A 23,594-nucleotide genomic window follows, 5' to 3' on the forward strand; every position below is an offset into this window, starting at 1 on the left:
GAAGCTTCTCGCTCAGGCGCTGCAGGCTTTCGTTGCGCCACCAGCGCGCGGCAGCGCCCAAACTAAAGTTGTCACGGCGTCTCCACTACTTCGATTTCGATCGGAACGCTACGCAGACGATACGTGGCCGGTTCAACATCCAGTACCGCGATAAGCTCCGCGGCGAAAGCAGGTGTTGCGGGGATCTCGGCGTGGGCAGGGGAGAGGTTGAAGGGGGCGTCGATAAGCAACAGCGCAGCGTCCCTGTTGACCAGCGCAAACGTGCGCCCGAACCGCAACCTGAAACGGGCGGCGCGGAGCAGCGCCTGGGCGGAGCGCTGGTCGATCTCGATGTGGCCGCAAGGATCGATAACCAGGTGCGTTGCTTGCATTGCGCTTATCGACGACCCCTCGTCCGCCATCCCCGCCTCCACCCGCGCCCGCGCCTCGTCGATATCCATGATGTCGCCGCGGGCCGGGTCTGTGAGCCCGAGCGGGACGTAGTCGCCGAGCACCCCGGTGAATTTCGCCGGGTCCCAGGACAGGGCTGCGTCCAGCTCGCGCGCGGTCACGCCCACCGCGTAGGTGAAGCGGATGATGCCTGTCGGTGCGTCGGCAAGCGTGAGCACCGGGTCAACCACGAACGTGAACCCTCCGTCGGCGGTGACCATGTGGTGCCCCGGGGCAATCTCGCTCCCGGTGCGGCGCACCTGGGCGACCATCCCGGCGAGCCGCTCAGCCGGCCACGCGTAGGGCACCGGGGAGTCGGCGGCAACACGCATGGTCAGCTCGGTTTGCGTCCCCGCGACCGGCACCGACGAGCGTACCCGGGACAACCCGAAGGTGACGTAGAGGTAATGCGGGAATGGCTCGTCCACCCTGAACGCGAGCACGTCGAGTCCGTCCAGATCATCGAAGGTGAACACGAACGGGTCTACCGCCGCTGCCGCTTCCGCCACACGCTTCAACACCGCGTCGCCGCCCAGCGGCGGGCCTTGGCGGACACGCGCGGCGAACGCCGAGAGCCATCCCATGGGAACTAAACTAGCTGAGGCCGCGTTAAGGAAGATGAACTTCCAATTTTTGAAAACGGAAAGGAGCTACGGGGACGTGAGCAGCACCAACCCTGTGCTTAAGAACCTGCCCGGGGCCCAAGACGGCCAAGCGCACGGGCAAACCTACAGCCCAGCCGGGTTTGACTACCCACAGCAGACCGAACGGCCGATGACCGTCAACGACGTCACGGCCAAGACCGGCATCACTTTGGCGGTGATCGTGCTCGGTGCACTGGTCACCTTCAGCATGTACGGCGCCGGCATGTACGGCCCCGCCACCATCGCGACGTTTGTGGGCATGATCGGCGCCTTCATTACCGTGATGGTCCACTCCTTCGGGTCCAAGTACGGCTCGCCTGTCATCACCCTGATCTACGCCGCGTTTGAGGGCCTGTTCCTCGGCGGCTTCTCGTTCATGATCTCCGGCGCGTTTAGCGTCGGCGGCGCGGACGCGGGCGCGCTGATCGGCCAGGCCATCCTTGGCACCATCGGCGTCTTCATCGGCATGCTGGTTGTGTACCGCACCGGCGCGATTCGCGTCACCCCGCGCCTGAATCGTTTCATCACGGGCGCGATCTTCGGCGTGTTCATTATGGCGCTGGGTAACTTCCTGCTCTTCCTGTTCACCGGCATGTCCCCGCTGCGCGACGGCGGCACCGTGTCGATCATCTTCGGCGTGATCTGCGTCGTTCTCGGGTCGCTGGCCTTCTTGCAGGACTTTGACCAGGTGGACAAGCTGGTCCGTGTCGGCGCGCCGGAGAAGGCGGCCTGGGGTGCAGCGCTCGGCCTCGCGGTGACGCTGGTGTGGCTCTACACCGAGATTCTGCGCCTGCTGTCGATCATGTCGGACCGCTAGCAGCGCCTCCAAGAACGAACATATCCCCCGTCAGTTCACATTGTGAACCGGCGGGGGATTGCTTTGTGCGCTGACGGATCTCGCAGGTTAGTACTGCGACTCCGGGTTGTACTGCACGCCGTCGACGGTGATGGTGGAGAAAACCACCTTGCCGTCGACCTCCTGCGGAGCGCCCAGGGTCACCTGCGCACCTTCGACAACGCGGTCCGGATCGATGGTGACCTCGGTGGCGGTGCCGGTAGCGCCCTCAGCTGACCACTGGTCCCACACGATGTCCTCGAGGCGGTGCTTGTTGTCCTTGCAATCGAGGTTCAAGCTCGTCGGGCGCTGCAGGTCGGCCGTGCCGCAGTTGTCCAGGAACGGGGTGTTGTCCTGCGCTGCCACTGCCGTGGAGGTTGCGGCGGAGGAGCTAGCGCGAACCGAGGAAGCCTCAGCTACGTTGGTTGCGGACGCGGCGCTGGACTGGGCGGTTGCGCCGGAGGAAGCCAGCGAATCCGGGTTCTGGCTCGACGCCGTGTCGATCTTCTGATCAGACGGGTTCTCGTTCGGCGGGGTGCAGGCGGTGATTGCCAGGGTTGCGAGCGCGGCGATTCCGGCGGCGGCGATACGGGTGGAGGAGGAAGTCACGAGATACATCCTTCGGTAGTTGAGCTTTGGGTTGTGCCTAAAGATTACTTCTGCCGCGGGGTAGAAGCCTTATCCGAATCATAAGGCTCGGCGGAGATGATCGTCACCGAAATCTCGCGGCCGTTCGGCGCGGTGTAGGAGCGGGTCTCGCCCTCGGCGGCGCCGATCACAGCCGCACCGAGCGGGGAGTTCTCGGAGTACGTCTCGAGGTCCTTGTTGTCCGTCGAAGCAGCGCGGGTACCAATCAGGAAAGTCTCGCGGTCATCCTTGTCGCCGTTGTAGTAGACGTGCACCACGGTGCCGACGTGCGCAACGCCCTCGGCCACACCGGAGCGCTCCGTGGTGGAGTTCGCCAGGATCTCTGAGATCTGCTTGATGCGGGCCTCTTCCTGGTCCTGCTGCTCACGAGCCGCGTCGTAGCCGGCGTTCTCCTTCAGATCGCCTTCTTCGCGACGCTCGTTGATTTCGGCGGCGATGACTGGGCGGTTGTCGATGAGCTGCTGGAGCTCGGACTCCAGCTTTGCCTTCATCTCGGGGGTGATGTATTGCTGCTGAGTCTCAGCCATGGGGTCTTTTAGCTACCTTCCCTCATACGTAAAACGAGCCCGGGCCCCGAGTGGGCTGGGCATCGCTGGTGGTCTGGGCGCAGTTTATCACGGGCTTACGCCCGCGCACCGACGTAGGTTGAGGATGTGTCCATGTAGAACGGAATATCCTGCGAGCACCCGTAAATGCGTCCGGAGACCACCGGTTCGCGGGTGGGCACCTCCACCGCCAGCTGCTGGCGCTTCTCCCCGCCGGCGGGCAGGATCACCTCGCGCCGGCCGATTTCAGCGTGGTTGTAGTCCACGGCGAAAACGATGCAATACGAGTCCTTGGTGGTGTCTTTGCGGTTGACGTCGATGAACAGCCGCGCGGTCGAATCGTCGACGCGTTCTTGGGTGATGAATTCAGCAGTCACCGGACGCGACTGGGACCGCACAATTGCTTGGCCTGCCATCACGAGAACCAGCACCAGCATTGCGACTGCGAAGATCGCGACGACCTTGCCGCTTGCCCCCTTCGCCTCGCTGCCAGAAGCGCCGTAGCGCGACCGTTGGGTAGGCCTAGATGGAGTAGACACTGAGGTGGCCTCGCTCTTTCCGTAGTTGTCGTCGGGAAAATGAGTTTGCCAGTGATCGTACTAAGATGTTGCGGAGCTACTGCACCACCCCCTACGAAAGTTGGAACGTTAAGTGACTGGTCTTCGCCTCATGGCGGTTCACGCGCACCCCGACGACGAATCGTCGAAGGGTGCCGCAACGATGGCGAAGTACGCCGCAGAGGGCCACCGGGTGAAAGTAGTGACCTGCACTGACGGTCGCCGCGGCGATATTTTGAACCCCGCGATGGACCGTCCGGGCGTGCTAGAGAACATTCACAACGTCCGCCGCCAAGAAATGGCGGCAGCCGCCGAGGCCCTCGGCGTGGAGCACGAGTGGATGGGCTATGAGGATTCGGGCTTGCCGCAAGGAGACCCGCTGCCGCCGCTGCCCGAGGGCTCGTTCGCGGTGCAGCCGGTAGAAGAGGTGGCGAAGAAGCTCGTCGCCTCGATCAGGGATTTTCGCCCGCACGTGATCATCACCTACGACGAGAACGGTGGCTACCCGCACCCCGACCACTTGATGGTGCACGCTATTTCCATGGTGGCGTGGGAACGCGCCGGTGACCCGGATTTCGCTCCGGAGGCGGGCGAGCCCTGGGAGCCGCTCAAACTGTATTACTCCCACGGTTTCATCCTGCAGCGCATGGAGCTGCTGCACGACCTGCTGCTGGAGCAGGGCAAGACCAGCCCGTACGAGCTTATGATCAAGCGTTGGCGCGAAAACGAGGCTGACGTGATGCAGCGGGTGACCACCAGGGTGGACTGCGGCGACTACTTCGACTGCCGTGCGCGTGCTCTTGCCGCGCACGCCACCCAGATCGACCCGGCTGGCGCATTCTTGGCCAGCCCGATCGAAGACCAGCAGCGGGTGTGGCCGACGGAGGAGTTCGAGCTGGCCAAAACCCGCGTCGAGGTCACCTTGCCGGAGACCGACCTATTTGAAGGGATCGAGTAAATGGCTACTGAGACCATCGTGTTGCTTGCCCAGGCAGCGGCGGAGACGCCGTCGGGGCCAGACTTTGGCAAAGCCCAGCCGACGGGCCTTTTGCTGATTGTCTTTCTGGCAGTCATCGTTTTGTCGCTAGGCTACGCGTTCCACCGTCGCTTCTCGCGGTTTAACCGCCGCCGGGCGTTCGCCGAGATGCACGGCATCGACCCGTTTGACGAGCAAGCGGTTGACGCAGCCATGAAAGAAGCCGGGGTGCTGGACCGGCAGAAGCGCCGCCTGATTTAGTAAGCTGCATAAGTGTGACGGCGCTCGAAACTCTCCTGTACCCGATGTACGAGGCGCGTTTGCGTCGCCAGCTGCGCGGCAAGAAGCGCCCCAAGCACATCGCCGTGATGGCTGACGGCAACCGCCGTTGGGCGCGGGAATCGGGGCTGCCCGATATCTCCCACGGGCACCGGGCCGGCGGGGCCAAAATTGGTGAGTTGGTGAAATGGTCCGCTGAGATGGGCGTCGACGTGGTCACCATCTACCTGCTGTCAACGGAGAACTTGAAGCGCACCTCCGAAGAGGTGGAGGTGTTGTTCTCCATCATTTCGGACGTGATCGACGACCTCGCCACCGAGCACTACACCTGCCGGGTGAAGTTAGTGGGCCACTTGGATCTCCTCCCTCCGGACGTGGCGGAGCGCATGCAGCGCTCCGCCGACACCACAACAGAAAAAGGCGGGCTGACGGTCAACATCGCGGTGGGTTACGGCGGGAGGCAGGAGATTGTCGACGCTGTGCGGTCCCTCATCAACGCCGAAGCCGAGGCGGGCACCCCAGCACAAGATCTGGCTGAGCATGTCACCGTCGCGTCGATCGCGGAGCACCTGTACACCTCGGGCCAACCGGATCCGGATTTGGTCATCCGCACGTCAGGCGAACAGCGCCTGTCCGGGTTCTTGTTGTGGCAGGCAGCGTACTCGGAAATCTGGTTCACCGACACCTACTGGCCGGCATTCCGCAAAATCGACTTCCTGCGAGCACTGCGCGATTACTCGCAGCGCTCCCGGCGCTTCGGCAAGTAGCGCGCCTTACATTTTCCGCATCCGCACCCGCTGCACGGTGTGGTCGTGGCCTTTTCTCAAGACCAGCGACGCGCGCACTCTGGTCGGGAGGATGTTCTCCACCAGATTCGGCAGGTTGATTGTCTGCCACAACTCGCGCGCTTTGTACGCCGCTTGGGCATCGTCGAGGTCGGCGTACTCGGCGAAGTGCGCACCCGGCTCCCGGAATGCAGTGTGGCGAAGTTTGAGAAAGCGGTGGATGTACCAGCGTTCAATGTCCTCGGTTTTCGCGTCTACGTAGATAGAGAAGTCGAACAAGTCCGACACCATCAGCGTGGGGCCCGTTTGCAGCACGTTCAGCCCCTCCAGGATAAGAATGTCGGGCTTTCGCACCTCGATGTACTCGCCCGGCAAAATGTCGTAGGCCTTGTGTGAGTAGATCGGTGCGTGGACGAGGGGCTGGCCGGATTTGACCTCGGTGACGAAGCGCATGAGGTTTCTGCGGTCGTATGACTCTGGGAACCCCTTGCGGTGCATCAGGTTGCGCTCTTGTAGCACTTCGGTGGGGTAGAGGAAGCCGTCGGTAGTGATCAGGTCCACCCGGGGGTGCGAATCCCACCGTTGCAGAAGCACTTGGAGGACGCGGGCGGTGGTGGATTTCCCCACGGCGACCGAGCCGGCGACGCCGATGACAAACGGCACGTGGCCTGGGTCGCCCCCGATGAAGGTCTCAGTGGAGTTGATCAGCTTCTGCCGCGCTCGGACCTGAAGGTGGATAAGCCTGGAGATGGGCAAATAGATGTCCTCCACCTCCTGAAGGTCGAGGTTTTCACCGATGCCGCTCAGCGTGGTCAGCTCGGCTTCGGTGAGGACCTGCGGCATGGTGGCGCGCCGCTTTCTCCAATCGTCGCGGGAGAAATCGAGGTACGGGCTGGAATCACCGCCGCTTGATGCTCGGGACATGGAATCTATTGTCCCACTGGGGTGAGCTTGAGCGTGTGTGAGGGGAATATACTGCGTTAGACCGTCTGGAAATACACGAAGAAAGGACCGGGGCTGTGACTGAAGATCTCCGCTACCAGGATCTTGCAACCTACGACCCAGAAGTGCACGCCGCTATCGTCGGCGAGCTCGACCGCCAGCGCCACACGCTCGAGATGATCGCTTCCGAGAACTTTGTGCCGCGCAGCGTGCTGCAGGCGCAGGGCTCCGTCTTCACCAACAAGTACGCCGAGGGCTACCCGGGGCGCCGCTACTACGGCGGTTGCGAGAACGCCGACATCGTGGAGGATCTGGCGCGCGACCGCGCTAAGGAAGTGTTCGGCGCCAAGTACGCCAACGTCCAGCCGCACTCCGGTGCGCAGGCGAACGCTGCTGTGCTCATGGCGCTCGCTGAGCCGGGCGACACCATCCTCGGCCTGTCACTGGCCCACGGCGGCCACCTCACCCACGGCATGAAGATCAACTTCTCCGGCCGCCTCTACAACGTCGCCGCCTACGAGGTGGAAGAGGATACCCACCTCATCGACATGGACAAGCTGCGCGAGCAGGCCCGCGAGGTGAAGCCGAAGGTCATCATCGCCGGCTGGTCTGCCTACCCGCGCCAGGAAGATTTCGCCGAGTTCCGCTCGATCGCGGATGAGGTCGGCGCGTACCTATGGGTCGACATGGCGCACTTTGCCGGCCTTGTCGCGGCTGGTCTGCACCCGTCTCCGGTGCCGCACGCGCACGTGGTGTCTTCCACGGTGCACAAGACGCTCGGCGGGCCGCGCTCGGGCTTCATCCTCACCAACGATCTTGAGCTGCACAAGAAGCTCAACTCCGCTGTCTTCCCTGGCCAGCAGGGTGGCCCGCTGATGCACGTGGTGGCCGCCAAGGCGACCGCGTTTAAGATCGCCGGTTCCGAAGAGTTCAAGGAGCGCCAGCAGCGCACCCTCGACGGCGCCGCGATTCTCGCGGAGCGCCTGCTGCGCGACGACGCGCGCGAGGCCGGCGTCAGCGTCGTCTCCGGCGGCACTGATGTCCACTTGGTCCTCGTCGACCTGCGCAACTCGAAGATGGATGGTCAGCAGGCGGAGGACCTGCTGCACAAGGCCGGCATTACAGTCAACCGCAACGCCGTGCCGTTCGACCCGCGCCCGCCGGCCGTGACCTCCGGTCTGCGCATCGGCACCTCCGCGCTCGCGACCCGCGGCTTCGGCGACGAAGATTTCCGCGAGGTGGCCGATATTATCGCTGAAACCTTGATCAAGGGCGAGGAGGCCGATCTCGATGCGCTGGCGGCACGATCTGCTGCTCTCGGCGAGAAGTACCCGCTCTACCCGGGTATCGAAGATTGGAAGATGCTCTAGTCTTCAGCGTTCTTGGCGCGGGCTTCGCGCAGCCAGTCCGGCTGGTCGTCGAGCAGCGCCTTGATCTGCGCGGTAGTCAGCGGCTCATCCGCGCCGCTGGCCTTCAGCGCAGTAATTGAGATGCCCAGCTTGCGCGCAACCTCCGGCCTCGGGTGGGGGCCGTTGCGGCGCAGCGTCTGCAGCCACTGCGGCGGGTTGTCCTGCAACTCCCGCAGTTCGGCGTGGGTGACGGCGCCATCTTGGAAATCCTGCGGGGTGGCCGGCAGATAGATGCCGAGCTTCTTCGCCGCGGTGGCGGGCTTCATAGCGGTGCCGGATGGCTCACGATCGATCATGGTTCAAGACGGTAGCATCTTGGCCATGCTCACCATTGCGTTCGCTACCGGCACAGCGCCGGGGAAGTGGTTCCGGCGCTACGAGGAGCTGACGGGCATCCGCTTGACGACGATCCCGTCAGACGACCCTTTCTCCGAAACCTGTGACCTCGCGCTCGTCCGCCTGCCCGACGCGCGGGTAGGGGAGGACCACCACGTCGTGCGGCTCTACGAGGAAGCACTTGGGGTCGCCGTGCCGAAGGACTCCGAGATCGACCCGGCGGATGCTGGCAGCGAGATTGTGAACTACCGCTTCGACCCTGCCGAGAACCCCTCGGCGTCTGCCGACGCGCTACACAGCGCTCTTCAGGTCGTCGCGGCCAACGTTGGCGTTGCGTTCGCGCCGCTGCCTTTGCTCAAGGCGCTGAGTAAAAAGCAGGTTCAGGCGTTGGAGTACCCGGGGCCGAGCCCCGCTACCGAAATCGCGCTGGTGTGGTTGAAAGTGCGCGATGACGACGACATTCAGGACTTTGTTGGGGTGGCAAAAGGCAGGACGGTCAGGTCGTCGAGAAGCAACGCCCAACCCAAGCAATCCCGCAACCGGAAGCGCATCCGCCACCCCCGTTAGGGTGGGTGATGTGACAGTCGATCGCTGGGAATAGGCATAATGGACTGCAACCAACACTTAAAGAAAGGTAATGATTTTCGTGAATCGCAAGATTGCTGCATCTGCTGCTGCCCTGGCCTTGGCCGGCGGCCTGGTGGCTTGCTCCAATGACGACGCTGCAACCACCGCCACCGATGCCGTGACTTCGACCAACGTGGCAACCGAGACCGAGGCTTCCGCCACCGAGACGCTCTCTTCGACCGCGACCGAAACCGCGACGGAGACCTCTTCTTCCTCGTCTGAGACCGCGACCGAAACCGCGACCTCCACCAACACCGAGACCGAGACCGTCGCCGAGAGCGCTGCCGCTGGCGCCACCGAGGAGATCACCCTGGCTGACGGCTCCGCAGCCCTGGTTCCGGCCGGCGTCGTCGAGACCATGAACGAGTACGTCGCTTCTAACTGGGGCGAGCCGACCGCAGTCGAGGAGATCGACGGCGGCTGGGTTGTCACCTACGACAACGAGCACTACATCACCTGGAAGGAGTCCACCGGCGGCTCCCCGATCTGGGGCGAGATCGCCAACACCTGGCTCAACGACGTCCGCGGCGCTCGCACCGTCGGCTTCCCGCTGATGCCGGAGACCCCGAACACCGACGGTTCCGGCTGGAACCAGGAGTTCGAGAACGGCACCATCGACTGGTCCCGCGACGGCGGTGCAGACGCACCGTTTACCGCGACAATCGACGCGAAGTAAGCTCGACTCCTTACCAAACAAAAAGCTCCACCCAGCGTTTGCTGGGGTGGAGCTTTTTGTTTGCTTGCGGTCGGGTTTACCGCAACAATGGTGCGCGTGACACGCACGGAGAAGCAAGGCTTTCGTATTCGTCCGATCAAGCCCGAGGACTACCCGCAGGTCCGCCATATCTACGAGCTTGGCCTGAGCACCGGCAACGCCTCGTACGAAACGCAAGGCCAAACGTGGGAGGAATTTTCCCGCAAAAAGATCATTGAAACGGTCTTCGTCGCTGTCGACGAAGCGGATGATGCACGTGTGCTCGGTTGGGTGGCCGCCGCAAAGGCATCCACCCGCAGCGTCTTTCACGGGGTGGTGGAGGATTCGATCTACACCCACCCGGACGCTCGCGGTATGGGCGTCTCGGGCGCGCTGCTGGATACGCTGATCGATACCTGCATCGCCTTGCACAAGTGGTCGATCCACTCGTGGATCTTCCCCGAAAACAAAGGATCCGCGGGGCTGCACACGTCCCGCGGATTTGTGAAGGCCGGCACTTTCCACAACATGGCCAAGATGACGTACGGCGACCATGAGGGAACGTGGCGCGACTGCGATGTTTACGAGCTCATTCTGCCCATGTCCAAGGAGGACTAGCTCAAGTCTTCCTTCAGCGGCTCTTCTTTCACGGGAAGCAGCAGCAGAAGCGACAGCACAGCGAGCGGCACCATCAAGAGGAAAACCGGCGTGAGGCCGTCGTTGTAGCTGCTCAAGACCACGTCGCGCAGCGGTGCGGGCAGCTGGGTGACCAGCTCGGGGGTCAGGCTGTTGGCGCCGCCGTTGGCAAACTTCTCGCCGTAGGCCGCGCCCTCCGGGCCGAGCTGCGCCAGCGCTCCGGGCAGGCGCTCTTCGAGGTTGTCGCGCATGCCGTGGATAAACAGCGAACCCGACAGCGACGCACCGATCGCGGAGCCGATTTGGCGGAAGAAGTTGTTAGTGGAGGTCGCTGTGCCGACGATCTTCAGCGGGAACGAGTTCTGCACGATAAGAACCAGGACCTGCATGGTCAGGCCCAAGCCGAAGCCGAAGATGAACATGTAGACGCCGAGTCGCGTGAGCGTGGTTGTCACTTCGAGCTGCGAGAACATGTTGAGCGCCACCGCGGTGATCGCCATACCGATGATCGGGTAGAGCTTGTAGCGACCCGTTTTCGAGATGATGAAGCCCACACCCATGCCAGTGGCCAGCATGCCGATCACCATCGGCAGCATCATCAGGCCAGCCTCAGTCGGCGACAGCTCGTGCACCATCTGCAGGTAGGTGGGCAGGTACGCCAGCGAGGAGGTCATGGCGAAGCCGAGGACCGTGCCAGCCGCCGTGGTCAGCACCATGTTGCGGTTGGTGAACAGGCCAAGCGGGATGAGCGGGTCGTCGGCGCGCAGCTCGACAACGACGAACAAGACGGCGCCAACCAGCGCGATTGCAGACGTGGTGATGATGGTCGGCGACGACCACTCGTACTGGGTGCCGCCCCACGTGGTGGTGAGGATGAGCGAGGTGGTGGTCACCACCATGAGCAGGGTGCCCAGCCAATCCACGTCGAGGTTCTCGGTCGAGCCGCGGCGGATGCGCAGGACGGCTGAGGACACCGCCATTGCCAGGATGCCCAGCGGGATGTTCATCCACAGCGCCCAACGCCAACCGGGGCCGTCGGTGAACCAGCCGCCGAGCACCGGGCCCAAGACAGAGGAGACACCGAAGACTGCGCCCATCACGCCCATGTACTTGCCGCGCTCGCGGGCCGGGACGACTTCAGCGATGATCGACTGGGAGTTCACCATCATGCCGCCCGCGCCGAAGCCCTGGACAGCGCGGCCGACGATGAGCATCGTCATCGAGTTGGCGAACCCGCCGATGGTGGAGCCGATCACGAACAGCGCAATGCTGCCCACGTAGAGCCACTTGCGGCCGATAACGTCGCCGAGTTTGCCGTTGACAGGCATCGCGATCGTCATGGTGACCAAGAACGAGGAGATGACCCAGCTCATATGCTCCACGCCGCCGAGCTCGCCCACGATGGTGGGCAGCGCGGTGGAGAAGATCATCTGGCCCAGCGAGCTCATCAGCATGGTGAGCAGCAGGGCGGAGAAAATGAGCCCCACGTTGGGGGCTTCTTTGGTTTCTACCACGGTAATTCCTTTGCAAACTGGGTCAAGTTGTTGGCGTTGTGACGGATTTGGGTCACCGGGTCGCCCTCAGGTCGCGGGTTCCAAAAGTATTCGCCGGCGGCGCTGCGGAACAGCGCAATGATGGCGTGCACCTCTGACGCGTCGGTGTCGGAGGCGTCAAGGAGTCTGCGGTCGCCTGGAAAGCGTTCGTAGTGCTCAGTTAAGGCAGCCTCGAGGGCGGCAAGCGTTTCGTGCTGGCGCGCGATAGCGAGGTGCAGCAGCGCGGGGTTCGCTCCGATTAAGCGCCGGCGCTGTTCGCTTATCGACGGTTCCGTCCCCTCCGGCACCACCTCCACCGAAGAGATCACCAAGTCGAGAACGTTGACGCTCTGCGTCGAGCGGATGCGCTCCAGTGAGTCTGCGGTGAGTTGGAACGGCACGGGCCCTAGGACGGCCTCGTCCTTGGAGTCCATGTAGTTGAAGAACGTGCGCCGGGAGATGTCCGCTGCAGCGCAGACGTCTTCGACGGTGACGTTGTCGTATCCGTGTGCGTCAACGAGCGAACCCGCCTCGGCGATGATGCGCCGGCGGGTTTCCTCGCGTTTTCGTTGTCGATTTTGCACGGGGTGCAACATTACACCCGGTGCAAGTTTATCTGCCAGCCGAGAGCACGCCGGAGGCGACCGCCGCGCCGTTTTCGCTGTAAGTGACCTCAACAAGCCCCGGTTCTGGGATGCCGAAAGTCCACGTGCCGTCGCCGACAGCGCCGCCGGCGTCGATGAGCGCGGTGCAGCCGGTCAGGGGTAGGTGATCGAGGCGGTGCCGCCGCCGAAGTGCGCTACCGCCGGCCACGCCTTTACGCGCGCGGCAGGGTCGGCTGCGTTGATGGTGCCGGTGTAGGGGCCTTGAAAGGGAGCGTCGGCAAGCAACTGCTCCTTTGGCCGCGCAGTGACGGTGACCGTTTCGGGAACCGCTGTGACCGGATCTGGTGCGGGGTTGGCCGAGCGCCACGCGCCGGCAAGGGCGATCAGGATGCTGCGAGCGCCGAAACGCCGGCGGCAATCCACGGTTTGTTGGAGCCGCCGGCGTGACGCAGGTCGGAGAAGGAATCCGCCATTTAGTTGCGGTCGGTGTTCGCCATCGAGAGCACGTCGAGGCGCTTGTCCAGCTCTTCCTCGGTGAGCTTCTCGCCGTCCACGAAGCCCAAGTCGATGGTGGCTTGGCGGATGGTGATGCCCTCCTTGACGGCGTGCTTGGCAATCTTCGCCGCGTTCTCGTAGCCAATCGCGGAGTTCAGCGGAGTCACGATCGACGGGGAGGACTCGGCCAGGGTGCGCATGCGCTCGACGTTCGGCTCGATGCCGTCCACCAGGCGGGTCGCGAACTGGCGGGCGGTGTTGGCCAGCAGGCGGGAGGACTCCAGCACGTTGCGGGCCATGACCGGGATGAACACGTTGAGCTCGAACTGGCCCTGGGTGCCGGCGAACGCCACGGCTGCGTCGTTGCCGATCACCTGCGCGGAGACCTGGGTCGCGGTTTCGCACAGCACCGGGTTGACCTTGCCCGGCATGATGGACGAGCCCGGCTGCAGGTCCGGCAGGTGGATCTCGCCGATGCCGGCCAGCGGGCCGGAGCCCATCAGGCGGATGTCGTTGGCGATCTTGTACAGGCTCACCGCCACGGAGCGCATCGCGCCGGAGAACTCGACCAGGCCGTCGCGGTTGGCCTGCGCCTCAAAGTGGTTCTTCGCCTCTGAGAGCTGCTCGACACCGGTGAGCTTCACAAGCTCCTCGGTCACCTTCGCGCCGAACTCGGCGGGGGTGTTGATGCCGGTGCCCACAGCGGTGCCGCCGATCGCCAGCTCGCCGAGGTGGGGCAGGGTGTTCTCTACGCGCTCGATGCCCAGCTCGATCTGGCGGGCGTAACCGGAGAACTCCTGGCCCAGGGTGACCGGGGTGGCGTCCATCAGATGGGTGCGGCCGGACTTCACCACGTCGTGCCACTCGGCGGCCTTGCGCGAGAGCGACTCGTGGAGCACCTTCAGCGCCGGGATCAGGTCGTTTGCGGCGGCCTCGGTTGCCGCGACGTGGGTGGCGGTGGGGAAGGTGTCGTTGGAGGACTGGCCCATGTTGACGTGGTCGTTCGGGTGCACCTCAACGCCGTTTGCCTTCGCGATCGACGCGATGACCTCGTTGGTGTTCATGTTCGACGAGGTGCCGGAACCGGTCTGGAACACGTCGATGGGGAACTGGTCGTCGTGCTGGCCGTCGGCGATCTCCTTCGCCGCGGCGATAATCGCGTCAGCCTTCTCAGCGTCGAGGTTGCCCAGGTCCTTGTTCACCTGCGCGCAGGCTGCCTTCAGTAGGCCGAGCGCGCGAATCTGCTGCGCCTCGAGGCCACGGCCGGAGATTGGGAAATTTTCCACGGCGCGCTGAGTCTGGGCGCGCCAGAGCGCGTCCACGGGCACCTTGACCTCGCCCATGGTGTCATGCTCGATGCGGTATTCCTGATCAGCCATTATGTATCCTTTGCAACTATCTCGTGCACGCCCCACACTGCAAGGTGCGCGCGTGCCTGTCCATTGGACGATTATGCACGAACCAGACACGACGAGGAGGCGAAATGACCGAACACAGCGCCCGTAAAGCCCCCACTTTGAGGGACGCTCTGGTCGGGTGCGCGTCGCTGGTGGTTGCCGACGCGTTGCTCATCGCGCAAGCGTTCGCGCTGATGCGCCTTGAAGTCCCGCGCGCGGTGCTGCTCACGCTCTTCCCGTTGTTGATTCTGGTGGCGTTGGCGGTGCCCACCATTTTCCTGCTGCGCTACCTCAAGCGGCGCGGGATCCCCCTTGGGTTTGACCGGCTGGGTGCGAGAGGGTGGCACTTGCTGTGGGAGTTCCCAGTCGCAGTACTGTTCGCGGGTGCCGGGGCCGCGCTCATCGGCCCGCTGCTCGGCCTAGAGTCAACGGGGGAGACGACGTCCAACGACGGCTCCAACCTCGGCGTCGTCCTCACTCTTGTTGCGTACCTCGCGGTGGGGCCGTTCCTTGAGGAGATCGTTTTCCGACGCCTCGTGATGGGCTACCTGGACACGGTCGCCCCCGCTGCCGTGAGCGTCGTCGGCAGCGCGATTCTATTCGGCCTCGCGCACATCGCCCCGCCGGCGATGCTGTATACGGGGCTGATGGGCATAGCCCTGGCACTCTCAACTCGTTGGCATAAGTCGCTGTGGGCCGGGCTCATTTTGCACTTCTGCAACAACCTGCTCGTGCAGGCTGTCGTTGTGGGCGGGCTTTAGTTCGTCGGGTCGGAGTAGTCGATGACCGAGTACTCCTGCAGCTTGGCCAGCTTGTGCATGGACTCGACGTAACGAACTGTGCCGGACTTCGAGCGCATCACCAGTGAGCGCGTGGTCGCACCGTACTTGCGGTAGGACACGCCGCGCAGCATGTCGCCGTTGGTGACACCGGTGGCGGCGAAGTAGCAGTTGTCCGAGGTGACGAGGTCGTTGATCCCGAGCACCCGGTCCAGATCGTGGCCAGCGGCGAGTACCGCCTCGCGCTCTTCGTCGCTCTGCGGTGCGAGCATGCCCTGGATCTCGCCGCCGAGGCACTTCAGCGCGCACGCGGTCACGACACCCTCCGGGGTGCCGCCCACACCCATCGCGATATCAATAGAGCTGGTGTCCTGCGCTGCTGCGATCGCACCGGCAACGTCGCCGTCCATGATGAAGCGGACCTTCGCGCCGGCGTCGCGGATGTCGCGCACCAGCTGTTCGTGGCGCGGACGGTCCAGCACGACGACGGTGACTTCGTCGGGGCGGATGCCCTTTGCCTTGGCTACAGCATGGATGTTGGCGGCAACCGGGGCGGTGATGTCGATGCTGCCCGCAGCCTCGGGGCCGACGGCGATCTTGTTCATGTAGAACGCGTCTTTCGGGTTGAACATCGAGCCGCGGTCGGCGGCGGCGATAACGGAGATCGCGTTCGGGCGGCCCTCGGCCATCAGACGAGTGCCGTCCACCGGGTCGACCGCGAGGTCCACCTGGGCGCCTTGGCCGTTGCCGACCTGCTCGCCGTTGTAAAGCATCGGCGCTTCGTCCTTTTCACCCTCGCCGATCACGATGACGCCGTCCATGCTCACGGAGTTGATCATCTTGCGCATCGCGTCCACGGCGGCACCGTCGCCTTCGTTCTTCTTGCCGCGGCCGACCCAGCGCCCGGAGGCGAGCGCCGCCGCCTCGGTCACACGGACCAGCTCCATGGCGAGATTGCGGTCCGGGAAATATTCGGTCGTCGGTTCAGACATGCGGGGACATCCTCCTCAAGGCGGTGCGGTAAAAGACACCTTCATTCTGGCACTTTCTTCCACCAAGAACCGCAAATTTGGGGGATTCGGGGCCGGCGCGCCCCCGTGTCATACTGGTCTGCGTGGCAGACAAAGGGAAACCCCGCGTTTTTCAAGACGGCCGGGACATGTTCATCAACGTTGTCATCATCGTGGTGATGATGCTGATCGGTGTCGGTGCCACCGGGCTGTGTACCTACAACCCGGGACGGCCGGAAAACGGTCCCGTGCAGGAAGTCGACGCGCGCACGTTCCTCGGTCTCGAATCCAGAGCGACAAATTTCCCGATCCGCTACCCGGACACGCCTGAGGGCTGGGTAGCCAACTCAGCGCGCCGCACCATGATCGACCAGCAGCCCGCACCCGTGGTGGGGTGGGTCACCGCCGACGGCGGCTTTTTGCAGATGACTCAGACGGGGGCAGACATTGAGACCGCCATCGCGGCGCAGGATTCGGCGCTGCGCCCGAACGAGCAAACAACGACTATCGACGGTCGCGAGGTGCGTGTCTTAAGCGCCGACGACCCGGCAGTGCGCCCCTTATGGGCCGTCGATGCCGGGGACGCCCGCTTGGTGGTGACCGGCGCCGGCACGGAAGACGAGTTTGTAACGCTCATCAGCGCGGCGCTTCAGGCCGCCCCGATCGATCCGAACGGCGACGCTTAATCTTCGCGGCTCTCCCGTTCAGCGATCGCGGCCTCCACGCGCTCGGAGGCGTTGTGAAGTAGGACCTCGCAGCGCTTCGCCAGGCTCTCGCCGCGCTCCCAGTATTTCAGCGATTCGTCCAGGCTCATCTGCCCGAGCTCGAGAATCTTCACCGTTTCAATCAGTTCCGCGCGCGCATCTTCGTAGTTCAGCATCTCCGGATCCGGGAACGCGTTCTCGCCAGCTTGACCTGCCCCGAAGGTGGTATCTGCCATGGGTATCTCCTGTTTCGTCTGTAAAAAGGTCGGGTTGTAGTTAGTCGGCTTGGGTGACGCCCATTGACGCGGCCGAAATCGAGCCGTCGCCGACGCGGATGCGCAGTTGCGACCCCGGCGGCGACTGCTCGATGGAGGTGACGACCTCCGGCCCAGAGCCGTCGCGGGGGAGGACCTGGACTACCGCGTAGCCGCGGGCAAGGGTTGCCGACGGGCCCAGGGTGGCCACTTGCGAGCGAAGCGCGCTCACCGTCGACGTCTGCTGGGCGAGGTAGTGGGTGAGTTCGCGCCGGATCCGGGAGACTTCGCGATCTATCTCCTCGCGACGCTGGGCGATGGCACCGAGTGGGTTCGCAAGCGAGGGTCGTGAGCGCACGTCGGCAAGCGCCTGCTGCTCACGCTGCACCCAGCTGCGAAGTGCTGCGGCGCTGCGGCGGCGCGCCTCTGCGACGAGCGCGATTTCCTCGGCCATGTCGGGCACGACGCGCTTAGCGGCATCGGTAGGGGTGGCGGCGCGGACGTCCGCCACGTTGTCTAGGACGGGGTTGTCCGGCTCGTGACCGATAGCGGAGACGACCGGTGTGGCAGCAGCCGCGACTGCCCGTTGGAGTGCCTCCTCGGAGAAGGGGAGGAGGTCCTCCACTGAGCCGCCGCCGCGGGCAATGATGATGACATCCACGCCTGGATCGGCGTCGAGCTTCTGCAGCGCCGCAATGACCTCGGGCACCGTGCGCGGGCCTTGCACCGCGGTGTTGACCACCTCGAACCGGACTGCGGGCCAGCGTGCCTGCGCCACCGAGAGCACGTCGCGCTCCGCGGCGGATCCGCGCCCGGTGATCAGCCCCACCTTGTTTGGTAGGTACGGCAGTGGACGCTTGCGGGCCGGATCGAACAGACCCTCGCCAGCAAGGCGGTGGCGCAATTCCTCGATGCGCGCCAGAAGCTCGCCAGCGCCGACGTGTCTGATCTCCGTGACCCGCAGCGAAAAAGACCCGCGCTGTGTGAAGAAGTTGGGTTTGCCGTGGATGACAACGTGATCGCCGTCGCGTGGCGGGCTTGCCATCGAGGTCAGAAGCTTCGTATCTGCGATCAGCTCTACGCTGGCCTCAGCCTGAGTGTCGCGCAGCGTGAGGTAGGAGTAGCTCCAGTTCGGCTTGGTCTTGACTTGGGTAAGTTGCCCCTCGACCCAGATGAAGCCGAGCCGTTCAACCCAACCCTTCACGCTGGTGTTGAGTTTGGCCACGCTCCACGGCGCCTCCGCGGTGCTTTTGGGATCAGCCACCTTGCTCCTCCTTCGTTTCGCCCCAAGGATAGGCCAGCGGTTTTTCTTGCTAGGGATTTAGACGCCACTTCGGTAGGGTCGGTTCCATGACGGATCAAGGTCAGGGCAAAACCCTGCTTCTCGCCTCCCCCCGCGGTTACTGCGCGGGCGTTGACCGCGCGGTGGAGACTGTCGAGCGTGCGCTGGAGAAATACGGCGAACCGATCTACGTGCGTAAGGAAATCGTCCACAACAAGTACGTGGTGAAGACGCTCCAGCAGCGCGGCGCGATCTTCGTCGAGGAAACCGACGAGGTGCCGGAAGGCGCGCACGTGGTGTTCTCTGCTCACGGCGTGTCACCCGCAGTGCGCGAGTCTGCGGCGCAGCGCAACCTGCTGGCGCTGGACGCGTCCTGCCCATTGGTGACCAAGGTGCACAACGAGGCTAAGCGGTTCGCCCGCGACGGTTACCAGATTCTGCTGGTTGGTCACGAGGGCCACGAAGAGGTCGAGGGTACCGCTGGCGAGGCGCCCGAGGTCACCCACCTCGTCGACGGTGTGGAGGGTGTCGCTGCGTTGCCCGACTTCCCGGAAGACCAGCCGCTGGTGTGGTTGTCGCAGACGACGTTGTCGGTGGATGAGACGATGGAGATCGTCGAAAAGCTGAAAGAGCGGTTCCCGCACCTGCAGGATCCGCCGAGCGACGACATTTGTTACGCCACGCAGAACCGCCAGGCCGCGGTGAAGAACATTGCGCCGCGCTGTGATCTTGTCATCGTTGTAGGTTCGCAGAACTCCTCGAACTCCAAGCGGTTGGTGGAAGTCGCGCTCGAGGCGGGCGCGAAGGCGTCCCATCTGGTGGACTATCCCCACCAGATCGACGACGCCTGGCTGGAAGGTGTGGAAACGGTCGGGCTGACCTCGGGCGCATCCGTGCCGGAGATCTTGGTGCAGGAAGTGGTCGCCTACCTCGGCGAGCGCGGATTCACCAACGTAGATGAGGTGACCACCACGGTCGAGACCATCACGTTCGCTCTTCCGCGCGACCTTCGCGCCCGCAAGGCCTAGCCCGCAAGGGGCTTAGCGCCGAGTTGAGCGCGCCCGCTCGCGGCGCACAAGTTCTTGCACGGATACGCTGCGAGAAGACGCTGCCTGGTCTGCTGCGCGCCGGTTTGAAGACGACACGCGCCGGCGTTCCCGCGCCTCGCGCGCCGCGATCACGCGGTTTTGCCGCTTGATCAGCTGGATTCGGGCGATTCCTATCAACGCTGAAATGAGTGTGACGAAGAACAGCCACGGGAATAGCTCCACCAGCGGGTAGACCACGAGGAGTTGCGCGGCGCGCGAGGATGCGCCTTCGCCTGCGAGCTGGTCTTTGCCAATTAACAGGCCGGAGGCCACCACCGCGACAAGGAAAAGCAGCGGAGCGGTGACCACGGTGAGGAAGACGCCGCGCGGGTTGACAAAGAGCGTGGTGATGATGACTGCTGCGGCGAAGAGCGCCAGAAGCGGCCACGTGATGGCCCCGGCGCTGACTGCGAGCAATGCGCCGGTGAACAGCGCCGCGGCGTTAATCGCGATCGCGGAGCCGGTTGGAAGGCCCATAAATGCAGCAGACACGGTTGATTAGTCTAGCTTGTTGTTTTTCACCGTTTTTTCAAACGTGTCCGCGATCCTCTTCCCGCCCGCTTTGCGCAGCTCGTTGCTACGGTCGCGCAGCTTTTGCCAACTCGTCGAGCCGTGGCCGGGCTGGGGTGCGTCCACAACCTCGTCCATAACCGGGGCGGTGGACCATTCGCGCTCCTCGCGCCACTGGCGGCGGGTGTGCACCGACTCCTCCTGCTCGATCTGCGCGATGGCGAGGCCCTCCGGCGTAAAGAAGTCCAGCTCGTCGGCGGTGCGCTCGCCGGAGTGGATGCGCAGCATGTCCAGCATGTAGCGGTACGTGACCGCAACCATCGCTGCTACCGGCACGGCCAGGAAAGCGCCGACGAGTCCGAACAGGCCGCCGCCGACGGTGACAGAGATCAAGACAATGACCGGGTGGAGGTCCATGGCGCGGGACTGCAGCATGGGGGAGAGGATGTTGCCCTCGAGCTGCTGCACGGCAATCACGATGGCGAGCACGATGAGCGCCTTGGTGAAGCCGAGGGAGACCAGGGCGATCAGCACGGCCAAGGCTCCGGCGACGACCGCGCCCACGATCGGGATGAACCCGGCCAGGAACGTAATCACAGACAGGGTGAACGCCATCGGTACTCCGACGATCCAGATGCCGATGCCGATAAACAGGGCGTCGATAAGCGACACTATCGCTTGGGCACGAATGAAACCTGAAAGGGTGTTCCAGGCGCGGGTGAGCAGCTCCGTGGCGTGCAGACCGCTGCGGCCGCCGGTGGCCGAGCGCAGCCAGGGCAGGAAGCGGTGGCCGTCTTTCAGAAAAAAGAACGTCAGAACGATGATGACCATGAGGGTCACGCTCAGGCCAGCCGCGGAGCTGATGCCTGAGAACACGCCGCCCGCGATCGCCCCAGCCTGGTTCTGGATCCAGCCGGAGATGTCGTTGACCACCTCGTTAATGCTGTCGGGGTCCACATTGAGCGGCGGGCCCTGCAGCCAAAGCTGGAGGCGTTGCACACCCTCGAACGCCTGGAGGTAAAGGACCTGGGAGTGGTTGACCACGTCCGGCGCGATAAGCATGAAGATAGCCGCGAGTAGCGCGATGAACCCCAGCATTGTGAACATGGCGGCGAATCCGGACGGCACCTTGTGGTTTCTCAGCCAGGTGGACACCGGTGCGAGCACCGTGCAAATGATTAGCGCGAGGATCATCGGCAAAATACCGGCCCAAAAAGCGCCGATGATGCGAGCGAGGGCGTAGAGGAACACCGCGATGATGAGAATGCGCAGCGTGAACATCGCGGTGGACTTCACCCACTGGTTCATCACAATGCCGCGGTCAATGCGGTCGTTGCTTGCTGGCCGCTGGGTGGGGATTTGCTCCGCCGCTGCATTCTCGTTGCTCGCACTCACTCGCACCATTGTGCACGATGAACCGGTCGAATGCCACGGTCTTCGGTGGACTAGGATGAGCCAGCGTGAGCCTTACTCTTGGAATCGTCGGTCTGCCGAATGTTGGAAAGTCCACCCTGTTCAACGCGCTGACGCGCAACGACGTGCTGGCGGCGAACTACCCGTTCGCAACCATCGAGCCGAACGTCGGCCTGGTGGAGCTGCCGGACCCGCGCCTGACGCGGTTGGCGGAGATTTTCGCGTCGGAGCGCATCCTGCCCGCAACCGTGTCGTTCGTCGACATCGCCGGCATTGTCAAGGGTGCCTCCGAGGGCGAGGGTATGGGCAACGCGTTTCTGGCGAACATCCGCGAGGCCGACGCGATCTGCCAGGTGGTCCGCGCGTTTAGCGACGACAACGTGATCCACGTCGACGGCAAAGTGGATCCCGCCAACGACATCTCCGTGATCAACACCGAGCTCATACTGGCTGACTTGCAGACAATTGAGAAGGCGCTGCCGCGGCTGGAAAAGGAAGGCCGCAAGGACAAAGACGTTGCAGCGCAGGCGGAGGAAGCCAAGAAGGCGCAGGCAATTCTTGAGGACGACCGCACGCTCTTCGCCGCGTCCAAGTCCGGGGATATCGACCTCGGTCTCCTTCACCACCTGCACCTGATGACCGCGAAGCCGTTCCTCTACGTGTTCAACTCCGATGAGGCAGTGCTTACCGACGAGGCGAAGAAGCAACAGCTGCGCGACCTCGTTGCTCCTGCCGAGGCCGTCTTCCTCGACGCCCAGACCGAGACCGAGCTTCTGGAACTGGACGAAGAGGATGCCGCCGAGCTGCTCGCTGCCGTCGGCCAAGACGAGCCCGGCTTGCAGACGCTGGCCAAGGCCGGTTTCGACACCCTCGGCCTGCAGACGTACCTCACCGCCGGCCCGAAGGAAGCCCGCGCGTGGACGATCCGCAAGGGCGACACTGCGCCGAAGGCTGCCGGCGTGATCCACACCGACTTTGAGAAAGGCTTTATCAAGGCTGAGATCGTCGCGTTCGACGACTTGGACTCCCTCGGTTCGATGGCCGAGGCCCGCGCGCACGGCAAAGTCCGCCAAGAAGGCAAGGACTACGTTATGGCTGATGGGGACGTCGTCGAGTTTCGTTTCAATGTAACCTAAATACGCTATGAATAGCGTATGACTACACGCGCTGCTATTTACCTCCGTATCTCGTTAGATGCTGCCATGGACGGCCTCGCCATCGACCGGCAGCGTCAGGACTGCGAAGCCCTCGCCGAGCAACGCGGCTGGGACGTCGTGCATACCTACGTCGATCAATCGATCTCTGCATCAAAGAAGGACGTGGACCGTCCCGACTACGACGCGATGGTGGCGTCTTTTGATCGCGGCGAGATCGACGCGATCATTTGCTGGGACCTCGACCGCCTCACACGGCAGCCCTGGCAGCTCGAAGAGTGGACCGACAGGGCGGAAGAGCAGAGGCTGAAACTCGTCACCGCGAACGGTGATGCTGACCTTGCCACCGACGGCGGCAGAATGTACGCGCGTATCAAAGCAGCCGTGGCGCGCGGCGAGATCGAGCGAAAAAGCATGCGCCAATCCCGTGCGCAACAGCAGCGCGCCGAGCAGGGCCGCTGGTACTCCGGCGGTGTGCGCCCGATCGGCTACACCTCCACCGGCGAGATCATCCCATCCGAAGCCGCCGCCGTGCTCGGGAGACTGTTATGACCCCCAAAAAGCGCACTCGGCAGTTTGCAGCGCTGCTGATTGCCTCTGCTCTGAGCGTTTCCGTATCTAACTCAGCCGTTGCTTCCGCAGAAGAATTCCAAGACCACGGCGCCAAGGGAGGCTTTGCTTCCGGTGTGATGGCCGAGCTACTCGGCGAGGCAGCACCAGCCTTCACAACCTACTGGGCATCTGCCGGCCGGAAAGTTTGCTACCCTGCAGGTGGCGGTACCTGGGAGTACGGATTCTGGAACGCTAAGGCGCGTTCTTATTTCACCGTGAATCGGTGCCATACTTCGACTGTGACCGTCAACGGCAGAACGCAACGAAGCATCAACACCCGCGGCGGCCAGAAGTCGATCGCCGAGCTTTGGGCAACGAATTTGCCGGGCACTAAGGACAGCTACTACTACAACTTCTGCTAGAACTCATGCGCATTCGACCCCTAGTACTTGGGCTTTTGAGCCTACTTCTTGCTGC

At 63.6% G+C, this 23,594-nt stretch carries 29 protein-coding genes; 14 read left to right on the forward strand and 15 right to left on the reverse strand.

Annotated features, from left to right (window positions below; genetic code table 11):
- Positions 1–71: 71 nt before the first annotated feature.
- Complete coding sequence (locus V6D40_RS04790; RefSeq protein WP_334289226.1) at positions 72–1,013, reverse strand: suppressor of fused domain protein; 942 nt, start codon at positions 1,011–1,013, stop codon at positions 72–74.
- A 76-nt stretch (positions 1,014–1,089) separates the two neighbouring features.
- Between V6D40_RS04790 and V6D40_RS04795 the strand changes: the two genes are divergently transcribed.
- Positions 1,090–1,890: a Bax inhibitor-1/YccA family protein gene (locus V6D40_RS04795; protein ID WP_334289227.1), complete on the forward strand. Its 801-nt coding sequence runs from the start codon at positions 1,090–1,092 to the stop codon at positions 1,888–1,890.
- 87 nt (positions 1,891–1,977) lie between these two features.
- Here V6D40_RS04795 and V6D40_RS04800 read toward each other — a convergent pair whose 3' ends face one another.
- The 3 genes from V6D40_RS04800 to V6D40_RS04810 form a co-directional block, all read right to left on the reverse strand.
- Positions 1,978–2,517, reverse strand: coding sequence for a hypothetical protein (locus V6D40_RS04800; RefSeq protein ID WP_334289228.1), 540 nt, complete (start codon positions 2,515–2,517; stop codon positions 1,978–1,980).
- A 44-nt stretch (positions 2,518–2,561) separates the two neighbouring features.
- Positions 2,562–3,083, reverse strand: coding sequence for a transcription elongation factor GreA (gene greA, locus V6D40_RS04805; RefSeq protein WP_334289229.1), 522 nt, complete (start codon positions 3,081–3,083; stop codon positions 2,562–2,564).
- A 95-nt stretch (positions 3,084–3,178) separates the two neighbouring features.
- A complete protein-coding gene (locus V6D40_RS04810) occupies positions 3,179–3,640 on the reverse strand; it encodes a DUF4307 domain-containing protein (RefSeq protein WP_334289230.1) in 462 nt (153 codons plus the stop codon).
- Between the two features lie 112 nt (positions 3,641–3,752).
- On the opposite strand from V6D40_RS04810, the gene mca reads away from it, so the two are divergent.
- Genes mca through V6D40_RS04825 form a run of 3 tightly spaced genes read left to right on the forward strand, consistent with a single transcriptional unit; the run spans position 3,753 to position 5,680 of the window.
- The gene (gene mca / locus V6D40_RS04815) at positions 3,753–4,616 is read left to right on the forward strand and encodes a mycothiol conjugate amidase Mca (RefSeq protein ID WP_334289231.1); all 864 of its coding nucleotides are present in this window, start codon (positions 3,753–3,755) and stop codon (positions 4,614–4,616) included.
- The gene (locus tag V6D40_RS04820; protein ID WP_334289232.1) at positions 4,617–4,895 is read left to right on the forward strand and encodes a hypothetical protein; all 279 of its coding nucleotides are present in this window, start codon (positions 4,617–4,619) and stop codon (positions 4,893–4,895) included. It begins immediately after the preceding gene.
- A gap of 14 nt (positions 4,896–4,909) precedes the next feature.
- Positions 4,910–5,680: an isoprenyl transferase gene (locus tag V6D40_RS04825; protein ID WP_334289233.1), complete on the forward strand. Its 771-nt coding sequence runs from the start codon at positions 4,910–4,912 to the stop codon at positions 5,678–5,680.
- Positions 5,681–5,686: 6 nt separating this feature from the next.
- Here the strand turns inward: V6D40_RS04825 and coaA are convergent, their stop codons facing one another.
- Positions 5,687–6,622 carry a type I pantothenate kinase gene (gene coaA / locus V6D40_RS04830; protein ID WP_334289234.1) on the reverse strand — a complete coding sequence of 312 codons (936 nt, stop codon included), beginning with the start codon at positions 6,620–6,622 and terminating at the stop codon, positions 5,687–5,689.
- 95 nt (positions 6,623–6,717) lie between these two features.
- Between coaA and glyA the strand changes: the two genes are divergently transcribed.
- Complete coding sequence (gene glyA / locus V6D40_RS04835) at positions 6,718–8,010, forward strand: serine hydroxymethyltransferase (RefSeq protein ID WP_334289235.1); 1,293 nt, start codon at positions 6,718–6,720, stop codon at positions 8,008–8,010.
- Here glyA and V6D40_RS04840 read toward each other — a convergent pair.
- The gene (locus V6D40_RS04840; RefSeq protein ID WP_334289236.1) at positions 8,007–8,345 is read right to left on the reverse strand and encodes a DUF5997 family protein; all 339 of its coding nucleotides are present in this window, start codon (positions 8,343–8,345) and stop codon (positions 8,007–8,009) included. The two genes, glyA and V6D40_RS04840, sit on opposite strands and share 4 nt — an antisense overlap.
- Before the next feature lie 25 nt (positions 8,346–8,370).
- Here V6D40_RS04840 and V6D40_RS04845 point away from each other — a divergent pair, with 25 nt between their 5' ends.
- The 3 genes from V6D40_RS04845 (at position 8,371) to V6D40_RS04855 (ending at position 10,324) form a co-directional block, all read left to right on the forward strand.
- The gene (locus V6D40_RS04845; protein WP_334289237.1) at positions 8,371–8,952 is read left to right on the forward strand and encodes a LysR family transcriptional regulator substrate-binding protein; all 582 of its coding nucleotides are present in this window, start codon (positions 8,371–8,373) and stop codon (positions 8,950–8,952) included.
- Between the two features lie 70 nt (positions 8,953–9,022).
- Positions 9,023–9,688: an LGFP repeat-containing protein gene (locus V6D40_RS04850; protein WP_334289238.1), complete on the forward strand. Its 666-nt coding sequence runs from the start codon at positions 9,023–9,025 to the stop codon at positions 9,686–9,688.
- A 96-nt stretch (positions 9,689–9,784) separates the two neighbouring features.
- Positions 9,785–10,324 carry a GNAT family N-acetyltransferase gene (locus V6D40_RS04855; RefSeq protein WP_442891889.1) on the forward strand — a complete coding sequence of 180 codons (540 nt, stop codon included), beginning with the start codon at positions 9,785–9,787 and terminating at the stop codon, positions 10,322–10,324.
- Here V6D40_RS04855 and V6D40_RS04860 read toward each other — a convergent pair.
- The 4 genes from V6D40_RS04860 to V6D40_RS04875 all read right to left on the reverse strand — a co-directional run bounded on the left by V6D40_RS04860 (position 10,321) and on the right by V6D40_RS04875 (position 14,353).
- Positions 10,321–11,856: an MDR family MFS transporter gene (locus tag V6D40_RS04860; protein WP_334289240.1), complete on the reverse strand. Its 1,536-nt coding sequence runs from the start codon at positions 11,854–11,856 to the stop codon at positions 10,321–10,323. The two genes, V6D40_RS04855 and V6D40_RS04860, sit on opposite strands and share 4 nt — an antisense overlap.
- Positions 11,850–12,458: a TetR/AcrR family transcriptional regulator gene (locus tag V6D40_RS04865; RefSeq protein WP_334289241.1), complete on the reverse strand. Its 609-nt coding sequence runs from the start codon at positions 12,456–12,458 to the stop codon at positions 11,850–11,852. Before V6D40_RS04865 ends, V6D40_RS04860 begins: the two co-directional genes overlap by 7 nt.
- A 174-nt stretch (positions 12,459–12,632) precedes the next feature.
- The gene (locus tag V6D40_RS04870; RefSeq protein ID WP_334289242.1) at positions 12,633–12,902 is read right to left on the reverse strand and encodes a hypothetical protein; all 270 of its coding nucleotides are present in this window, start codon (positions 12,900–12,902) and stop codon (positions 12,633–12,635) included.
- Positions 12,903–12,952: 50 nt separating this feature from the next.
- Complete coding sequence (locus V6D40_RS04875; protein ID WP_334289243.1) at positions 12,953–14,353, reverse strand: class II fumarate hydratase; 1,401 nt, start codon at positions 14,351–14,353, stop codon at positions 12,953–12,955.
- A 104-nt stretch (positions 14,354–14,457) separates the two neighbouring features.
- On the opposite strand from V6D40_RS04875, the gene V6D40_RS04880 reads away from it, so the two are divergent.
- Positions 14,458–15,132, forward strand: a complete 675-nt coding sequence (locus V6D40_RS04880) for a CPBP family intramembrane glutamic endopeptidase (protein ID WP_334289244.1) — start codon at positions 14,458–14,460, stop codon at positions 15,130–15,132.
- On the opposite strand, the gene glpX is transcribed toward V6D40_RS04880, so the two are convergent.
- Entirely contained in the window at positions 15,129–16,142 is a 1,014-nt protein-coding gene (gene glpX, locus V6D40_RS04885; RefSeq protein WP_334289245.1) for a class II fructose-bisphosphatase, read from the reverse strand. The genes V6D40_RS04880 and glpX overlap by 4 nt on opposite strands.
- A gap of 122 nt (positions 16,143–16,264) precedes the next feature.
- Here glpX and V6D40_RS04890 point away from each other — a divergent pair, with 122 nt between their 5' ends.
- Entirely contained in the window at positions 16,265–16,846 is a 582-nt protein-coding gene (locus tag V6D40_RS04890; protein WP_334289246.1) for a DUF4245 domain-containing protein, read from the forward strand.
- On the opposite strand, the gene V6D40_RS04895 is transcribed toward V6D40_RS04890, so the two are convergent.
- On the reverse strand, positions 16,843–17,100 hold the full coding sequence (locus V6D40_RS04895; protein WP_334289247.1) for an exodeoxyribonuclease VII small subunit: 258 nt from the start codon (positions 17,098–17,100) through the stop codon (positions 16,843–16,845). The genes V6D40_RS04890 and V6D40_RS04895 overlap by 4 nt on opposite strands.
- Positions 17,101–17,140: 40 nt before the next feature.
- Positions 17,141–18,382 carry an exodeoxyribonuclease VII large subunit gene (gene xseA, locus V6D40_RS04900; protein WP_334289248.1) on the reverse strand — a complete coding sequence of 414 codons (1,242 nt, stop codon included), beginning with the start codon at positions 18,380–18,382 and terminating at the stop codon, positions 17,141–17,143.
- A gap of 86 nt (positions 18,383–18,468) precedes the next feature.
- On the opposite strand from xseA, the gene V6D40_RS04905 reads away from it, so the two are divergent.
- Positions 18,469–19,428, forward strand: a complete 960-nt coding sequence (locus V6D40_RS04905) for a 4-hydroxy-3-methylbut-2-enyl diphosphate reductase (protein WP_334289249.1) — start codon at positions 18,469–18,471, stop codon at positions 19,426–19,428.
- Positions 19,429–19,440: 12 nt separating this feature from the next.
- On the opposite strand, the gene V6D40_RS04910 is transcribed toward V6D40_RS04905, so the two are convergent.
- On the reverse strand, positions 19,441–19,980 hold the full coding sequence (locus V6D40_RS04910) for a DUF6542 domain-containing protein (protein ID WP_334289250.1): 540 nt from the start codon (positions 19,978–19,980) through the stop codon (positions 19,441–19,443).
- 6 nt (positions 19,981–19,986) lie between these two features.
- Positions 19,987–21,402: an AI-2E family transporter gene (locus tag V6D40_RS04915; RefSeq protein WP_334289251.1), complete on the reverse strand. Its 1,416-nt coding sequence runs from the start codon at positions 21,400–21,402 to the stop codon at positions 19,987–19,989.
- Between the two features lie 56 nt (positions 21,403–21,458).
- Here V6D40_RS04915 and ychF point away from each other — a divergent pair, with 56 nt between their 5' ends.
- From ychF to V6D40_RS04930, 3 genes are read left to right on the forward strand one after another with little or no spacing between them, the layout of a single operon-like run.
- Entirely contained in the window at positions 21,459–22,547 is a 1,089-nt protein-coding gene (ychF, locus tag V6D40_RS04920) for a redox-regulated ATPase YchF (protein ID WP_334289252.1), read from the forward strand.
- A gap of 18 nt (positions 22,548–22,565) precedes the next feature.
- Positions 22,566–23,117, forward strand: coding sequence for a recombinase family protein (locus tag V6D40_RS04925; RefSeq protein ID WP_334289253.1), 552 nt, complete (start codon positions 22,566–22,568; stop codon positions 23,115–23,117).
- Positions 23,114–23,539 carry a lactococcin 972 family bacteriocin gene (locus tag V6D40_RS04930; RefSeq protein WP_334289254.1) on the forward strand — a complete coding sequence of 142 codons (426 nt, stop codon included), beginning with the start codon at positions 23,114–23,116 and terminating at the stop codon, positions 23,537–23,539. The genes V6D40_RS04925 and V6D40_RS04930 overlap by 4 nt, the downstream gene beginning before the upstream one ends.
- Positions 23,540–23,594: the final 55 nt, after the last annotated feature.

It is taken from the genome of Corynebacterium sp. Marseille-Q4381 (genome assembly GCF_036881695.1).
Taxonomy (GTDB): Bacteria; Actinomycetota; Actinomycetes; order Mycobacteriales; family Mycobacteriaceae; genus Corynebacterium.

What these genes read in the sequence shown, in the direction of transcription:
- V6D40_RS04790 (WP_334289226.1), bottom strand. Translation starts at nt 1,013, where the DNA reads ATGGGATGGCTCTCGGCGTTCGCCGCGCGTGTCCGCCAAGGCCCGCCG.
- greA (WP_334289229.1), bottom strand. Translation starts at nt 3,083, where the DNA reads ATGGCTGAGACTCAGCAGCAATACATCACCCCCGAGATGAAGGCAAAG.
- V6D40_RS04820 (WP_334289232.1), top strand. Translation starts at nt 4,617, where the DNA reads ATGGCTACTGAGACCATCGTGTTGCTTGCCCAGGCAGCGGCGGAGACG.
- coaA (WP_334289234.1), bottom strand. Translation starts at nt 6,622, where the DNA reads ATGTCCCGAGCATCAAGCGGCGGTGATTCCAGCCCGTACCTCGATTTC.
- V6D40_RS04840 (WP_334289236.1), bottom strand. Translation starts at nt 8,345, where the DNA reads ATGATCGATCGTGAGCCATCCGGCACCGCTATGAAGCCCGCCACCGCG.
- V6D40_RS04845 (WP_334289237.1), top strand. Translation starts at nt 8,371, where the DNA reads ATGCTCACCATTGCGTTCGCTACCGGCACAGCGCCGGGGAAGTGGTTC.
- V6D40_RS04850 (WP_334289238.1), top strand. Translation starts at nt 9,023, where the DNA reads ATGATTTTCGTGAATCGCAAGATTGCTGCATCTGCTGCTGCCCTGGCC.
- V6D40_RS04875 (WP_334289243.1), bottom strand. Translation starts at nt 14,353, where the DNA reads ATGGCTGATCAGGAATACCGCATCGAGCATGACACCATGGGCGAGGTC.
- V6D40_RS04880 (WP_334289244.1), top strand. Translation starts at nt 14,458, where the DNA reads ATGACCGAACACAGCGCCCGTAAAGCCCCCACTTTGAGGGACGCTCTG.
- glpX (WP_334289245.1), bottom strand. Translation starts at nt 16,142, where the DNA reads ATGTCTGAACCGACGACCGAATATTTCCCGGACCGCAATCTCGCCATG.
- V6D40_RS04895 (WP_334289247.1), bottom strand. Translation starts at nt 17,100, where the DNA reads ATGGCAGATACCACCTTCGGGGCAGGTCAAGCTGGCGAGAACGCGTTC.
- V6D40_RS04905 (WP_334289249.1), top strand. Translation starts at nt 18,469, where the DNA reads ATGACGGATCAAGGTCAGGGCAAAACCCTGCTTCTCGCCTCCCCCCGC.
- V6D40_RS04915 (WP_334289251.1), bottom strand. Translation starts at nt 21,402, where the DNA reads ATGGTGCGAGTGAGTGCGAGCAACGAGAATGCAGCGGCGGAGCAAATC.
- V6D40_RS04925 (WP_334289253.1), top strand. Translation starts at nt 22,566, where the DNA reads ATGACTACACGCGCTGCTATTTACCTCCGTATCTCGTTAGATGCTGCC.
- V6D40_RS04930 (WP_334289254.1), top strand. Translation starts at nt 23,114, where the DNA reads ATGACCCCCAAAAAGCGCACTCGGCAGTTTGCAGCGCTGCTGATTGCC.